This window comes from Methylophaga thalassica MP (genome assembly GCF_000214595.1).
In the GTDB taxonomy this organism is placed as follows: domain Bacteria; phylum Pseudomonadota; class Gammaproteobacteria; order Nitrosococcales; family Methylophagaceae; genus Methylophaga; species Methylophaga thalassica.
This window is the reverse complement of record NZ_AFIG01000003.1, coordinates 133,298-147,426: the sequence shown is the minus strand read 5'-3', so window position 1 is coordinate 147,426 and position 14,129 is coordinate 133,298. Positions and strand designations below refer to the sequence as shown.

The window sequence follows — 14,129 nt, the reverse complement described above, 5'->3', positions numbered from 1 at the left end:
AAAGCCCGGTTTCAAACCGGGCTTTTTATTTTATGCCATACGACGCAGGGTATCGTCTTTTCGAATAAAGTGATGATAGAGAGCGGCACCAATATGACCAACCACCAAAATGGCAAGTACGATAGCTAATATTGAGTGTAACTCGCCGATGTCATGTGCCCATTGTACTTTATCAGCTGGCTTTTCGATGAGTACCTGACCAAATACTTTCACCGGATAACCATGACCATGAATATAGAGTGCGCCGAGCGGTGGCATGGCAATCAGGCAGAAGTACATGATGCCATGAACCGTTTTTACCAGTTTACTGTTGGCACCTTCAATAATCGGCCGTTGGTTTTTTTGTTTCATGCTCCATAACAAACGCAATATGGCGAGAATCATAATGATTGCACCTATCGAGACATGATAGGGACCGAATGTATCCCCCAGCCAATGTTTACCATCGTTAATCCGGTCAGCAAATTTGAAGAATTGCTGGAAAACCAGAACAGCCACTAACCAGTGGAAAAAACGGGTGATACTTCCGTAACGATCTATTGAATCATTTATCATTTCTCTCTCCTTTGTGAAAACCATCGCTAGGACAGAATTATCAATAGGGATGTTCCGATTATTCGGTTTTTTGTTAAATAGACGATTGAATAATTTTGTCTAGCTGGTTGGCAAATTGCATTCTGTCACGATGATTAAATGCGTTTTGACCGCCGGTATCTACACCACTTGAACGCATGGTATCCATAAAATTACGCATGGTGAGACGGGCGGCAATATTACTTTTATCCATTAACTCACCACGGGGGCTGAGACAGATGCCACCGCGGTCGATGACATCATTGGCAAGTGGAATATCAGCCGTAATGACTAAGTCTTTCGTCTGGACACGGCTGGCAATTTCATTGTCGGCCATATCAAAACCGGAGGCGACCTGAATAAACTGGATCTGGTTATCTGCCGGCACCTTAATAGCGTGGTTTGCAATAAAGGTAAGCGGTAGCGAGGTGCGTCTTGATGCCCGAATCAGGATTTCTTTAATAACAGCCGGACAGGCGTCGGCATCGACCCAGATATGCATTACTGCTCCTGATCAGATTTATTGAGTGTGCGTTTTTCTTGTCTGACTTTAATATGAAGTGCTGCCTTTGCCATCAAATGTGCACTGACCGGGGCTGTGATAAATAAGAATAAGGTGACAAGGATTTCATGCAGGCTGATATCACCTGTTTTCACACTGAAATGAATAGCCGAAGCGACCAGCACTGCACCAACGCCGAGTGTGCTGGCTTTGGTGGGCCCATGTAAACGCATATAAAAATCAGGTAGCTTAAACAAACCTAATGAGCCAACCAGTGTGAAAAAACCACCCAGAATAATCAGAATAGATAATAAAATTTCTAACATGGCTTATTCCATAATGTCGCCGCGAAGCAGATATTTACTGAGCGCGAGTGTGCCCATAAAGCCCATTAGGGCAATCAGCAAGGCGGCTTCATAATAAAGATTACTTCGCAGAAAAATGCCCAGCAGGATAAGCAGCGCAATAGAATTGATATAAAGCGTATCCAGAGCCAGGATTCTATCTGGCACGCTAGGACCGATAAGAAGACGATACAGGCTCAATAAAAGAGCTGTACAGACCATAACACAGGCAGTAATGATGGCGATATTCAGCATTAGTTGAAAATCTCCTTTAACGGTTTTTCAAAGAGCTGTTTGATTTCATCAATGGTGCTTTGGGCATCATCAATATGTAAGGCATGAATCAACAGGCTTTTCTGATCTTGAGACAAATCACAGGTCACCGTGCCAGGTGTCAGTGAAATAGTATTGGCGAGAATACTGATAGCTAGCGGTGAGGTTAAATCCAGGGGGATTTCAACAAAGCCTGGTCTCAGTCTGTCTGAAGACATCAGAATTAAGCGCGCGACATGAATATTGGCAATAATGATTTGCCAGAGCACGGAGGCAAAAAACTTCACTATTAGCCATGGTCGACGGACACTGATGCGTTCTTCCCAAAAACCGGCACTAAACCAGGGAATAAAGATCGCGAGAAGTCCTCCCAAAATCATCTGACCAGCAGAAAGGGTATTGTTCAGTAATAACCAGATGACCCATAACGCTAGGGTCAGAAAAGGATGAGGAAAGCATTTACGCCACATCTTATTTTCCTCCCTGATAGGCTGGCTGGCTCATCACCGCATTGATATAGCTTTGATGATTGCTGAGTTGTGAAGCCACGCTTTGGGTAAATTCAGAGATGGGGCCGGCAGCGATGACTAATACAGGACTGGCGAACACTAAAATTAATGCCATAGCCGTGGCACGAATATTTAACTTCTCACCATCGTCATCCAGAGAGCTGTCTACCTGATAAAACAAAATCGAGCCCGAGCGCGCCATTGCCATAATCATCAATAAACTGCCCACCAGAATAACGGCATAAATCCAGGTACTGAAAGCACTACTCATCGCGGCTTCCAAAATCATGACTTTGCCAATAAAACCTGATAACGGTGGCATGCCGACAATGGCAATCGTGGTAATGAAAAAGATAGAACCCAGGAAAACAGCCTGTTTGATAGGGGCGCCCGCCCGCAATCTATCTGAATACGAGCCTCTTGCTCTGGCTATGATGTCTGCCAATAGGAATAAGCCAGCACCAATCAGCGTGGAATGGATGAGGTAATACAAAGTGGCAGCCATAGCATCCGTGGTGTTAATACCGATACCGATTAATAAAGTGGCTACCGAGGCGAGAATCAGAAAAGCGGTTTGTTCTTTTAATGAACGAGCGGCATATACACCCAAAACGGCCATAGCCAATGTCACTAGCCCAAGGGTTAATACCACATCGGCATGCAGCCCAGCTAAAGCGCCTGCTTGCTCTGAAAATAAGGTGCCGTGAACCCGAATTATGGCGTATAAACCCACTTTGGTCATAATGGCAAATAAAGCGGCTACCGCAGCTGACGTATTTGCGTAGGCTCCGGGCAGCCATAAATAGAGTGGAAATATGGCCGCCTTGATGCCAAATACCACCAGAAGCAGCAGGCCAGCTGCTGCGACAATACCTTGGTCCATCGAATCTAATTGAACGATGTGTGTCGACATATCGGCTATATTGAGTGTACCCAAAATGCCATATAACGTACCAACCGCAAACAAAAACAAGCTGGAACCGACCAGATTAATCACTACATAGTGCAGTCCGCCTTTGGTGCGCAGACGACCGCCACCGTGCAGCAATAAACCATAAGAAGCTAATAACAATACTTCAAAGAAGACAAACAGATTAAATAAATCACCTGTCAGAAAAGCGCCGTTTAATCCAAACAGTTGTATTTGATATAAGACATGAAAGTGTTGCCCATTTTTGTCGGTATTCTGGCTGATGGCATAAGCGAGGGCAACAACGGCCAGAATAGAGGTCAGCAATACCATCAGGGCTGACAGTTTATCCAGTACCATCACAATCCCAAACGGTGCTGTCCAGTTACCCAGTAAATAAACAGAATAATCACCACTATTAGCAATGGAGACCGTATAAATACTGAGTAACAGCAGGGCAGCAGTAAAAAACAAACTGAGTAGGCGTTGTAAGGCTATTCCTTTGGGGCGGGCAAATAAGGTCAATATGCCGCCTAATAAAGGTAATAGAATTAGCAGGATAGGAAGCTGAGACAGCATCATTTTGATTGGCCTCCAGCTGTTTTCTTCTCTTGTTCCTCAGCCACATAACTCATTCCATCGACATGGTCATTACCCAATTCGCTACGTGCTTTTAAAGCCAGAACAATAAGAAACGCCGTCATACCAAAGGCAATGACAATCGCTGTTAATACCAGTGCCTGAGGAAGTGGATCGGTATATTTTGTTGTTTCAGCAGAAATAATGGCAGCTTCACCAATCTGTAAGCGGCCCATGACAAATAAAAATACATTCACGGCATAGGAAATCAGTGTTAACCCGAGTACCAGTGGAAAGGTACGGGCGCGAAGCACAAGGTAGACACCACATGATGTCATGACACCTATCGCGATGGCGACTAACCACTCCATCTATTTTTTCTCCTGTTGAGCTAAACTGTGTGATGCATGACTGAGCTTACCCAGTTCGACCAGAATGAGGACAGTGGCGCCGACCACAACGAGGAATACCCCCAAATCAAAGATCATGGCGCTGGCGATTTCAAATTTACCGACAATCGGCCACGTCAAATAAGTGAAGGTGGTGGTCAGGAATGGGTAAGACAAGAACATAGCGGCCAAACCAGTGACAAAGGCAGCGGTTAATCCGACAGCAATCACCTTATGCATATCTACTTTAATTCTGGCATTGGTCCAGGCAATACCGTTAGCAAGATATTGTGAAATCAAAGCCACAGCAGCAATTAAGCCTGCGATAAAGCCACCCCCTGGCAAATTATGACCACGCAGGAAAATAAACACCGCCACCATTAACATTAATGGAAACAGCAATCGGGTCAGTGTTTGCATAATTGGAGGATGGGGATCATGGCTCCATTCACGACCGTCTATATCACGTAGTGGTGCTGGAAGTTTCAGGTTTTCCAGTAAAGCAAAAATACCCAGGCCAGCAAGCGCCAGTACCACGATTTCACCTAATGTATCAAAGCCACGGAAATCGACCAGAATGACATTGACCACATTCGTACCACCGCCACCCGGTTTACTGTTCTCAAGGAAGAAGCCTGAAATTGTGCTGTAGTCACGCGTCATTACCGCCATAGCTAATAACATCACCGTGACACCGGCAGACACAGATAAAACCAAATCACGGGTCAGGCGTTTATGACTCCTTTCCTGAGGACTATGCTGGGGCAAGAAAAACAGAGCCAATAAAAGAAGCACAATCGTGACAACTTCGACTGATAACTGAGTTAAGGCTAAATCAGGTGCTGAGAATTTCACAAAACCCAAAGATACGATCAAACCAATAACACCGATAATAATGAGTGCTACCAGTCGGTTATGGTGCATCACAGCCGTTAGAATGCTCGCCACAACCAGAATGCCAACTTGGATCATGGTGAGCAGGTTAGCATCCAGTAAGTTTCTGTCACCAAACAGTGGACTATCGAATTGTAAAAAGCCATATAAGGTCGCAGCGACACCGGATAACAATACCCAGCTGATGGCATTTTGTAAGGAACCACGATCGAATAGACGACTGATTTTACCGCTCGATACTAATAAACCATGTGTGACCCGGTTGAATAGTGTTTTCGCATCCAGACGGGGTAGGTTTGTATCATGCCAACGGAATAATTTTTCACGGTAGAAATAAACAATCGCGCCGAAAACCAAAGCAATAAAACTCATCAATAGCGGAATATTAAAGCCATGCCAGATGGCCAGACTGTAGTCCGGCGGTACCCCTTGCAGACTAGCTGCCACCGCCACAGTCAAAATAGGGGCGACGATTAATACGGGCATCATTCCTACCCCAAGACAAAGCAGTACCAGAATATCGACAGGTATTCTCATAAAGCGAGGGGGTTCATGCGGTGTTTTAGTTAATCCCTGAGGTTCACCATTAAAGAAGACGTCGTGGATAAAACGCAGTGAGTAAGCGACTGAGAACACAGCACCAAAGGTTACGATAATAGGGATTGCCCAGCTTAATGTATGGTGATCCGTGGCTGTTAAAGCCTGTTGGAAAAACATTTCTTTACTTAGAAAGCCGTTCAGCAGTGGTACACCGGCCATGGCGGAGGCTGCAATCATCGCCAGTACGGCAGTATGCGGCATATATTTCAATAAGCCATTTACTTTACGCATATCGCGGGTGCCACACTCATGATCAATAATACCTGCCACCATGAATAATGACGCTTTAAAGGTGGCGTGATTAATAATATGAAAAATCGCGGCGACAGCAGCCAGTTTGGTACTAAAGCCAAATAACAGGGTAATCAAGCCCAGGTGACTTATGGTTGAATAAGCTAAAAGGCCTTTTAGATCATGTTTGAAAAGAGCTGTGTAAGCACCTAGTACCATGGTGATCATACCGGCACCACCTACCAGCCAACCCCACGCTTCAGTGCCTGACAGTACTGGAAACAGTCTTGCCAGAATAAAAATACCGGCTTTGACCATGGTGGCTGAGTGTAAATAGGCTGATACAGGTGTGGGGGCCGCCATGGCATGAGGCAACCAGAAATGAAATGGGAACTGCGCTGATTTGGTAAAGACCCCTAACAGAATTAAAACCAAGGCTGTCAGATAATGTTCATTTTGACGAATCAAGTCGCCAGAGGCTAAGACATCGGTCAGATTAAAACTACCAACCATATTGCCAATCATTAACACACCAGCCAGCATAGCCAAACCACCGGCACCGGTGATCGTCAGCGCCATACGAGCACCGTCACGTGCATCCTGGCTGTATTGCCAATAACTAATCAATAAAAACGAAGTAAGCGAGGTTAATTCCCAGAAAATGACCAGCTGAATTAAATTTTCTGACAGCACAATGCCTAACATTGAGCCCATAAACATTAGTAAATAGGCAAAAAAACGGCCCATGGAGTCCTGAGCCGATAAATAATAGCGTGCATACAAGATGACCAGTAGGCCAATCAGTAAGATCAAAAAGCTAAACACTAGAGATAGGCCATCAAGACGGAATGCAAAATCTAATCCGAGCGTAGGTAGCCATGACCAGCTTTGAATTAAGGTTTCATTATTAAAAGGAATATGCACAGCTGGCATTAATGTCAGCAGAGACAAAAAGGTAACAGCACCCGCAACCCAAGCTGAGGCGACACGACTGAACCTAGCAGCCCATGCGGCAATCGGTGCGCCTAGAAAAGGTATCAGAGCAACTAAAGGTAAGTTGAACGTCAATAAATTCATTGATTTTCCTGTTATCTAACGGATGCTCATATACTGTATTTATACATGAAAAAGCACTGTCGAGCAGTGCTCGACAGTGCTTTTTTTACTCATTAGTGGCCGAACGTTATTTTGATTGTGACACCATATAATCAACAGCTGCCATAACAGCCTCATCACTCAGGTCAGCACGACCGCCTTTTGCCGGCATCATATTGAAACCTTCAATAGCATGTTTATGCAAGGTTTCCATACCTTTCTCAATACGTGGTGCCCAGTCTGCAGCATTACCGATTTTTGGCGAGCCCATTAATCCAGCGCCGTGACATGCCGCACAAACCTGTGTCACGATTTGCTGACCAGGTCCACCGGCAGTGTCAGATTCTTCTTCAGCGGCTGGGGCTTGTACTGCAGGCGGTTCACCGATATTAACTTCAGCAACAGGTTTGATGCGCTCTGCAACAGCATCTTCTTCCATACTGGCAGGGGCTGTAGCGTCTTTTCCTAATTCGAGCGAGTTATTCAGGATGATTAACACTAAACCGTAAAGTGCCAATATGGTGACGATACTACCGATAAAAAATTGACCAGATTTCTTATTCATTACTAACCTCTGCTGATTTTAAATAATGGCGATGATTATACGGTTAACGAACACGCTGCGCTACGAAAAGCGGCAGAAAGGATTAGTCCTCTATAGCAGAAAGGCTTATTTTCCCTATCGTTCTAGCCGTCAATAATAACTGATGAGCCCGCTCAATATTGCTGGTAGAAATCGGCCCCAATGTGTGTTTGTGAGTACATTTGAGTATTTTATTATCAAGCATTTCTGAGACTTTATTGAGGAGACGGTGTTGCTCGATCATATCGGCTGTGTGGTACATCGGTCTGGCAAACATAAACTCCCATACGATGCCTGCACTTTTATTTTTTAATTTATCAATATTGTGATGCTGCTGGCTGGTGACAACAAAACAAATCAGACCTTGAGGTGCTATTAGGTCAGTTAACTCCTCGTAATAGGGATCAGTGTCAGCCAGACATAAAATATAATCAGGAGCCGGAATATTTAATGTTGAATAATGTTCGCTTAATTGCTGGTGATTAATCACATGATCCGCGCCCAGTTCAGAACACCAGTCGATGGATTCCTGACGAGAAGCTGTAGCAACCACATTCAGTTGGCCTAGCTGTTTAGCAAGTTGAATAGCAATTGAGCCCACACCACCGGCACCGCCAACAATCAGGATTGTTTTGCCTTTATCCAAGTCGGCTCGAATTCGCATTCTTGAGAATAATGCCTCCCAGGCGGTAATACTAGTGAGAGGCATTGCTGCTGCTTGTTCTGCACTTAAGTTCTTGGGCGCTTTACCAACAATGCGTTCATCCACTAACTGGTGAGAAGCATAACAGCCGTCACGGGTTACATCACCTGAGTAGAAGACTTTATCACCGGTTTTGAATAAGTCGCACTCACTGCCTGTATCGATAACGGTGCCACATGCATCCCAGCCAATGATTCTGGCTTGCTCAACCCCATCACCCAGACTGGCTTTTATTTTTGTATCAACCGGGTTGACGGCAATCGCATCAATTTTAATCAACAGATCGCGGCCTTTTGCTATTGGTGTTTCGCGTTCGATGAGTTGTGCTTGTCCGTTGGCGTGGAAAAATCCGTAGGCTTTCATATCGCTATTCTCCGTGTTGCATTAAGACATTAATGAGCTGATAGAGTGAATTAAGTTGATCTGAAGTTATGACAATAATTGTTTAAGCGCGTTTAGATAGGTTTCTTCTGATGGTGGAATACCATCTCGTTGTGCTTGCCATATGGATTCAGCCAGACAGTCCATCATCAGATGGTCACAGTGGTGTTGATCCTGTTTGATAACCAGTAATTGCCGATAAATTTCACGAATACCAGAGGGTCTGTCCGTTTGGATTTGTTCATGCAATGCCAGATGTAATCCCATATGCAAAAATGGATTGGTATCACCTGCTTCTACAAAGTAGTCCTGATGGATGTTTTCTGGCTGGTTAAATAAGAGGTGATATTCTGGGTGAAGTTCTATGATATGAGCGATGTGTTTCTCAAGCTCAGATAAGGGTTGGCCTGAGTGACTTTTTGCCCAGACATCAAAATAGACTTGTCTGATTTCTTGTCTGTTTTGTCCAAACATCATGACACTGAGCGTGACTGACGACGTTGCTGATCGCGATAGTAGTCACAGTATTGAGTAACGCAACATGTGTCACATTTCGGTTTACGTGCCAGGCAAACATAGCGACCATGCAGAATCAGCCAGTGATGCGCATCTAACAGATATTCTTTGGGGACGACTTTCATCAGCTTATCTTCAACGGCTCTAACGGTTTTACCTTTAGCCAGACCTGTTCTGTTGGAGAGTCGGAAGATATGTGTATCAACGGCAATAACCGGGTGTTTAAAAACGGTATTCAGAATGACGTTTGCTGTTTTACGGCCAACCCCTGGTAACGCTTCAAGTGCTTCTCTGTTTTCCGGTACCTGGCTGTTATGCTGCTCAATCAGTATTTTGCAGGTTTTAATGACATTTTCGGCTTTGCTATTGAATAAACCAATGGTTTTTATGTACTGCTTTAAACCGTCTACGCCGAGGGCCAGAATTTTTTCGGGGGTATTGGCGACGGGGTAGAGTTTGTCGGTCGCTTTATTGACACCCACATCGGTGGCCTGAGCAGACAAAATAACCGCAATCAATAACTCAAAAGGCGAAGAATAATTGAGTTCAGTGGTGGGCGCCGGATTATGTGCTTTTAGGGTGGCAAAAAAGTCACGCCGTTGAGCCTGATTCATTTTAGCTGCTCGTAGCCACTTCAGCCGTAGCTTCTACTTGGGCTGTTTGTTGTTTACTGAGTCTGGCATCAATGACATTTTTTAATGCGACGATTAATCCCAGACCAATAAATGCACCAGGTGGTAATAAGGCCAGTAAAAAACCGCGGTAATCATCAATCACTGTGATGCTGAAATTTTTCGCTACATCACCAAACATCAACTCTGCCTGAGAGAAAAGTGTGCCCTGGCCGATAAGTTCACGCATGCCACCTAATACAACTAATACTGCAGTGAATCCTAAGCCCATCATTAAGCCATCAAGCAGGGCGGGACCCACAGAGTTTCTGGCAGCGAAGGCTTCAGCCCGACCAATAATCGAACAATTCGTCACGATTAACGGAATAAAAATGCCCAGGATTAGGTACAGATCATGAAACCAAGCATTCATTGATAATTCGATAATGGTCACAATCGAGGCAATGATCATCACAAACACGGGGAGTCGCGCTTCATCAGGAATCTGATTTCTCAATAAAGAGATAAAACCGTTGGAGGCAACCAAGGTTAATATCGTCGCTAAGCCTAATCCTAAACCGTTGATGACAGTATTGGTGACGGCAAGAAGGGGACATAAGCCCAGCAACTGTACCAGCGCTGGATTATTCTTCCACAAGCCTTCTTTAACTATTTGGTAATAAGGATTCATGATTTTTCCTCATTTTGGGCAAATAATGCTTCACGATGATTTTTAAAATATTCTAGTGAGGCTTTAACAGCTTTGACTACGGCCCTTGGTGTAATGGTGGCCCCGGTGAATTGATCAAAAGCCCCGCCATCTTTTTTGACTTTCCATTTCGCTGATGAAGGGTTTTCTAATGACAAACCTTCAAACTGCTTAATCCAGTTTGAACGACTGGCATCAATTTTATCACCCAGTCCCGGTGTTTCTTTGTGATTAATAACACGGACACCAGCCAGAGTACCATCGTTATAAATCCCCACTAACATTTTAATTCGACCTGAGTAACCATTAGGTGCAACCACGGTCAGCACAACCGCCACAGGCTGGTTCTGTTTACGGGCACGATACACTTGCGTGGTTTCTTCCGTACCAAGCTCTTCGGTTTTAGGCAGTGCTAGAGTGTCTTGCAAAATAGCATTATCGTATTGCTCATGCGGTATTAAGGTGTTTATCGCGTCCAATAATGCCTGGCGTTCATTTTCTTTGATTTGCTGGCGAGTATTTTGCTCTGTAAAAGCCACCATGGTGGTCGCTACGATAGCAAAAAGACCAAGAACGGCGCCTACTCTTAATACATGTTTTTTAAAATCAGCCATTATTTCGTGGCCCCGTAGACTTTGGGTTGTGTGTAATAATCGATCAAGGGTGCCAGCATATTCATTAATAAAACGGCAAAAGCAACACCATCAGGATAACCACCCCAGACACGAATAATGTAGGTCAACGCGCCAACTCCAGCGCCGAATACTAATCGACCTTTCACTGTGGTGGAACCGGAGACAGGATCAGTGGCAATAAAGAAAGCGCCAATCATGGTGCCACCGCTCAACAAATGGAACAGGGGTGACCCCGTTATTTCTGGGGCGAATAAATAGGTAACGCCGCTCAACACAAACATCGTACCAATCATGGCAACAGGCACATGCCAGCTGATAACGCGACGATATAGAAGATAGAGCCCACCAACTGCAAACCAGATATTGATCCATTCCCAGCCAAGTCCACCTAAGCTGCCAAACAGGTTCTGATTCACAATATAAGCGGGTGCAATCGATTGGCCTATCTGGGTTTTCATGGTATCCAGTGGCGTGGCACCGGACACGGTATCAGCAACCCAACCGGCATTGGTCTGACCATAAAAAATCAACTGAAAAGCGGAATGTAGGTCAAGGGGAGTCTCTGTCAGTGAATCAACAGGTAACCAGGTTGTCATTTCAAGGGGGAAGGAGACCAGTAACAATACATAACCTATCATCGCCGGATTAAACGGGTTATATCCCAGGCCGCCATATAGGTGTTTGGCAAACACAATCGCAAACAATACGCCAGTCACAGTCAGCCACCATGGCGACAATGGCGGAATAGCCACGGCCAGCAGTATGGCGGTAACGGCAGCACTACCATCCGTAATAAACGGTTTAACAGGACGTTTGCGAAGCTTTAATAAAATGGCTTCCGCTAATAAAGCTACAGTCAGCGCCAGACTGATATTGATTAAAACCGCTGGGCCAAAAAAATAGACCATAGCGGCTATCGCTGGAATCATCGCAAAGATGACTTGCAGCATTTGGATGGTGACGCGGTTAGTGCCTGCCAAAAATGGCGGGCTCATTCGGAATATCGCCATTTTTACTCTGTCTCCTTATTATCCGCGTCAGCTGTTTCTGCAGTCTTTTCCTGTTGTTCTTTTTTGGCTTTTGAGGCTGCTAGAGCAGCTTTACGCTGACGTTGACGTTCTTCTTTTTCGCGTTGTTCACGTTCTAACCGTGCCTGACGCGTTTCAAAACGATCTCGGGCAAGATCTGATTTTTTATGCTCACGCTCCTGATTCATAATCTCAGTTTTGGCAAAGCGGAAATAAGAAACTAGCGGAATTTTACTTGGGCAGACATAATCACAGCAGCCACACTCAATACAATCGAATAAATTGTAATCGCGGGTCTGGTCAAAATCTTTTGCGCGTGAATGCCAATAGAGTTGCTGAGGCAGTAAGCTGGCAGGGCAAGCACTTGCACAATCTCCACAACGAATGCATGGCAAGGGTTCTTGTGCCGGAGCAGCATCATCTACACCAGCAAGAATACAGTTTGCTGTTTTTGTCACTGGCAGGTTATCACCTGACAAGCTAAAGCCCATCATCGGCCCACCAAGAATAAAGGCTTCATCCGGTTCGCGCTTCGTTTCGGCGTAGGCTAAAACTTCTGAGATAGGGGTGCCGAACAGGGTTTCAAAGTTACCGGCATGGGTCACATCCTTACCGGTGACCGTCACGATTCTTGAAATCAAAGGTTCACCATGGTGAATAGCACGACCCACCGCATAAGCCGTTCCCATATTGTGGCTAACAATACCTAAATCGATAGGCAAACCATTGCTGGGCACTTCTTTACCCGTTACCACCTGAATAAGCTGTTTTTCACCACCGGTTGGATAGCGTGTTGGCACGACAACGAGCCGGGTATTTTGCAAATGTGGTCGGGATGCTAAAGCCAGTTCCATCGCTGAAATGGCTTGCGGTTTATTATCTTCTATCGCCAGGATGACTTCGCGAGCCCGAAGTGCATATTGCATGATTTCGACGCCATCTATAATGCCGTCAGCCCGTTCACGCATCAGCATGTCATCGCAGCTGATATAAGGCTCACATTCTGCCCCATTCAGCAGAAGTGTTTCGACGGTATGGTGCACGCCGGGGTTGAGCTTGATAAAGCTAGGGAAGCCCGCGCCGCCAAGTCCTACAATGCCAGCATCGCGAACAATTTGACGAATCTCATGGGCAGAAAGTGAGCGGTAGTCTTTCACCGGATGGCGTTCTACCCAGCGATCTTCCCCATCTGTTTCGATGGTGATGCAGGGTGCTGTCAGACCTGATGGATGCGGAATAGGCTGATCTTCAATAGCGATAATGGTGCCTGAACTTGGCGCATGTAAACAGACCGAAACATGACCATCGGCGCGAGCAATTTGCTGACCTTTAAGCACCTTGTCACCCACATCGACAATAGGAATGGCGGCACTACCAATATGCTGTTGCAGCGGTAAGGTCAGCCTTTTAGCTAAAGGTGTTTTACGGATAGGTGTTTGCGTTGACCGCTTTTTATGACCGGGTAATTTCAAGCCACCTGGAAAAGAACCTAAGGTTTTTGTCATATTCTTTCTCCACGCTCCAGTTGGACGTGAGAAGGATCTGGCCAGCGCCAGGTATTAGGATTAGGTGTCATTTCAACCATATCAATACAATCCACCGGACAAGGCTCTAAGCATAGTTCACAACCCGTACACTCATCGGCGATAACCGTGTGCATATGTTTTGCTGCACCCAAAATCGCATCGACAGGGCAGGCTTGAATACATAAAGTACAGCCAATACAACGTTGTTCATCAATCACCGCAAGCATTTTGGGTTTTTCGACGCCACATTCTTCATCAAGTGGTTTTGGTTCAACATCCAATAGATCGGCAAGCGCTTGAATGGTGGATTCGCCACCAGGCGGGCAACGGTTAATATCCACTTCACCGGCAGCAATGGCTTCAGCATAAGGCCGGCAACCAGCAAAACTACATTGACCACATTGAGTTTGAGGAAGAATTTTATCGATCTGGTCGACAATTGGATCGCCTTCAACTTTGAATTTGACCGATGCAAAGCCTAATAGCAAACCGAGAATCAACGCCAGAAGCGTTAAAGCAATTACTGCAGTCAACATGG

Annotated in this window: 17 protein-coding genes; all 17 read right to left on the bottom strand. The window is 45.3% G+C overall.

Annotation, left to right across the window (positions count from 1 at the left end; all coding sequences use genetic code 11):
* Nucleotides 1-30: 30 nt before the first annotated feature.
* The gene (locus tag MAMP_RS12340) at nt 31-555 is read right to left on the bottom strand and encodes a cytochrome b (protein ID WP_007146392.1); all 525 of its coding nucleotides are present in this window, start codon (nt 553-555) and stop codon (nt 31-33) included.
* Between the two features lie 73 nt (nt 556-628).
* Nucleotides 629-1,075 (bottom strand): YaiI/YqxD family protein, encoded by a 447-nt coding sequence (locus tag MAMP_RS12335; RefSeq protein WP_007146391.1) that lies wholly within the window; start codon nt 1,073-1,075, stop codon nt 629-631.
* Entirely contained in the window at nt 1,075-1,401 is a 327-nt protein-coding gene (locus tag MAMP_RS12330) for a Na+/H+ antiporter subunit G (protein ID WP_007146390.1), read from the bottom strand. The genes MAMP_RS12335 and MAMP_RS12330 overlap by 1 nt, the downstream gene beginning before the upstream one ends.
* Before the next feature lie 3 nt (nt 1,402-1,404).
* Nucleotides 1,405-1,674, bottom strand: a complete 270-nt coding sequence (locus MAMP_RS12325; RefSeq protein ID WP_007146389.1) for a K+/H+ antiporter subunit F — start codon at nt 1,672-1,674, stop codon at nt 1,405-1,407.
* Nucleotides 1,674-2,162 carry a Na+/H+ antiporter subunit E gene (locus MAMP_RS12320; RefSeq protein WP_007146388.1) on the bottom strand — a complete coding sequence of 163 codons (489 nt, stop codon included), beginning with the start codon at nt 2,160-2,162 and terminating at the stop codon, nt 1,674-1,676. The genes MAMP_RS12325 and MAMP_RS12320 overlap by 1 nt, the downstream gene beginning before the upstream one ends.
* Before the next feature lies 1 nt (nt 2,163).
* On the bottom strand, nt 2,164-3,693 hold the full coding sequence (locus tag MAMP_RS12315; RefSeq protein ID WP_007146387.1) for a monovalent cation/H+ antiporter subunit D: 1,530 nt from the start codon (nt 3,691-3,693) through the stop codon (nt 2,164-2,166).
* Nucleotides 3,690-4,061 carry a Na+/H+ antiporter subunit C gene (locus tag MAMP_RS12310; protein WP_007146386.1) on the bottom strand — a complete coding sequence of 124 codons (372 nt, stop codon included), beginning with the start codon at nt 4,059-4,061 and terminating at the stop codon, nt 3,690-3,692. Before MAMP_RS12310 ends, MAMP_RS12315 begins: the two co-directional genes overlap by 4 nt.
* Complete coding sequence (locus MAMP_RS12305) at nt 4,062-6,881, bottom strand: monovalent cation/H+ antiporter subunit A (protein ID WP_007146385.1); 2,820 nt, start codon at nt 6,879-6,881, stop codon at nt 4,062-4,064.
* 106 nt (nt 6,882-6,987) lie between these two features.
* Nucleotides 6,988-7,464: a c-type cytochrome gene (locus MAMP_RS12300; RefSeq protein WP_007146384.1), complete on the bottom strand. Its 477-nt coding sequence runs from the start codon at nt 7,462-7,464 to the stop codon at nt 6,988-6,990.
* Nucleotides 7,465-7,546: 82 nt separating this feature from the next.
* On the bottom strand, nt 7,547-8,548 hold the full coding sequence (locus MAMP_RS12295; RefSeq protein WP_007146383.1) for a zinc-binding alcohol dehydrogenase family protein: 1,002 nt from the start codon (nt 8,546-8,548) through the stop codon (nt 7,547-7,549).
* A gap of 66 nt (nt 8,549-8,614) precedes the next feature.
* On the bottom strand, nt 8,615-9,043 hold the full coding sequence (locus tag MAMP_RS12290; RefSeq protein WP_007146382.1) for a DUF1841 family protein: 429 nt from the start codon (nt 9,041-9,043) through the stop codon (nt 8,615-8,617).
* The gene (gene nth / locus MAMP_RS12285; protein WP_007146381.1) at nt 9,040-9,696 is read right to left on the bottom strand and encodes an endonuclease III; all 657 of its coding nucleotides are present in this window, start codon (nt 9,694-9,696) and stop codon (nt 9,040-9,042) included. Before nth ends, MAMP_RS12290 begins: the two co-directional genes overlap by 4 nt.
* Before the next feature lies 1 nt (nt 9,697).
* Complete coding sequence (locus MAMP_RS12280) at nt 9,698-10,384, bottom strand: electron transport complex subunit E (protein WP_007146380.1); 687 nt, start codon at nt 10,382-10,384, stop codon at nt 9,698-9,700.
* Nucleotides 10,381-11,016 (bottom strand): electron transport complex subunit RsxG, encoded by a 636-nt coding sequence (gene rsxG, locus MAMP_RS12275; RefSeq protein WP_007146379.1) that lies wholly within the window; start codon nt 11,014-11,016, stop codon nt 10,381-10,383. The genes MAMP_RS12280 and rsxG overlap by 4 nt, the downstream gene beginning before the upstream one ends.
* A complete protein-coding gene (gene rsxD / locus MAMP_RS12270; protein ID WP_007146378.1) occupies nt 11,016-12,047 on the bottom strand; it encodes an electron transport complex subunit RsxD in 1,032 nt (343 codons plus the stop codon). Before rsxD ends, rsxG begins: the two co-directional genes overlap by 1 nt.
* 2 nt (nt 12,048-12,049) lie before the next feature.
* Nucleotides 12,050-13,570, bottom strand: coding sequence for an electron transport complex subunit RsxC (rsxC, locus tag MAMP_RS12265; protein ID WP_007146377.1), 1,521 nt, complete (start codon nt 13,568-13,570; stop codon nt 12,050-12,052).
* Nucleotides 13,567-14,127, bottom strand: coding sequence for an electron transport complex subunit RsxB (rsxB, locus tag MAMP_RS12260; RefSeq protein WP_007146376.1), 561 nt, complete (start codon nt 14,125-14,127; stop codon nt 13,567-13,569). Before rsxB ends, rsxC begins: the two co-directional genes overlap by 4 nt.
* Nucleotides 14,128-14,129: the final 2 nt, after the last annotated feature.

What these genes read in the sequence shown, in the direction of transcription:
- MAMP_RS12340 (WP_007146392.1), bottom strand. Translation starts at nt 555, where the DNA reads ATGATAAATGATTCAATAGATCGTTACGGAAGTATCACCCGTTTTTTC.
- MAMP_RS12335 (WP_007146391.1), bottom strand. Translation starts at nt 1,075, where the DNA reads ATGCATATCTGGGTCGATGCCGACGCCTGTCCGGCTGTTATTAAAGAA.
- MAMP_RS12330 (WP_007146390.1), bottom strand. Translation starts at nt 1,401, where the DNA reads ATGTTAGAAATTTTATTATCTATTCTGATTATTCTGGGTGGTTTTTTC.
- MAMP_RS12325 (WP_007146389.1), bottom strand. Translation starts at nt 1,674, where the DNA reads ATGCTGAATATCGCCATCATTACTGCCTGTGTTATGGTCTGTACAGCT.
- MAMP_RS12320 (WP_007146388.1), bottom strand. Translation starts at nt 2,162, where the DNA reads ATGTGGCGTAAATGCTTTCCTCATCCTTTTCTGACCCTAGCGTTATGG.
- MAMP_RS12315 (WP_007146387.1), bottom strand. Translation starts at nt 3,693, where the DNA reads ATGATGCTGTCTCAGCTTCCTATCCTGCTAATTCTATTACCTTTATTA.
- MAMP_RS12310 (WP_007146386.1), bottom strand. Translation starts at nt 4,061, where the DNA reads ATGGAGTGGTTAGTCGCCATCGCGATAGGTGTCATGACATCATGTGGT.
- MAMP_RS12305 (WP_007146385.1), bottom strand. Translation starts at nt 6,881, where the DNA reads ATGAATTTATTGACGTTCAACTTACCTTTAGTTGCTCTGATACCTTTT.
- MAMP_RS12300 (WP_007146384.1), bottom strand. Translation starts at nt 7,464, where the DNA reads ATGAATAAGAAATCTGGTCAATTTTTTATCGGTAGTATCGTCACCATA.
- MAMP_RS12295 (WP_007146383.1), bottom strand. Translation starts at nt 8,548, where the DNA reads ATGAAAGCCTACGGATTTTTCCACGCCAACGGACAAGCACAACTCATC.
- MAMP_RS12290 (WP_007146382.1), bottom strand. Translation starts at nt 9,043, where the DNA reads ATGATGTTTGGACAAAACAGACAAGAAATCAGACAAGTCTATTTTGAT.
- nth (WP_007146381.1), bottom strand. Translation starts at nt 9,696, where the DNA reads ATGAATCAGGCTCAACGGCGTGACTTTTTTGCCACCCTAAAAGCACAT.
- MAMP_RS12280 (WP_007146380.1), bottom strand. Translation starts at nt 10,384, where the DNA reads ATGAATCCTTATTACCAAATAGTTAAAGAAGGCTTGTGGAAGAATAAT.
- rsxG (WP_007146379.1), bottom strand. Translation starts at nt 11,016, where the DNA reads ATGGCTGATTTTAAAAAACATGTATTAAGAGTAGGCGCCGTTCTTGGT.
- rsxD (WP_007146378.1), bottom strand. Translation starts at nt 12,047, where the DNA reads ATGGCGATATTCCGAATGAGCCCGCCATTTTTGGCAGGCACTAACCGC.
- rsxC (WP_007146377.1), bottom strand. Translation starts at nt 13,570, where the DNA reads ATGACAAAAACCTTAGGTTCTTTTCCAGGTGGCTTGAAATTACCCGGT.
- rsxB (WP_007146376.1), bottom strand. Translation starts at nt 14,127, where the DNA reads ATGTTGACTGCAGTAATTGCTTTAACGCTTCTGGCGTTGATTCTCGGT.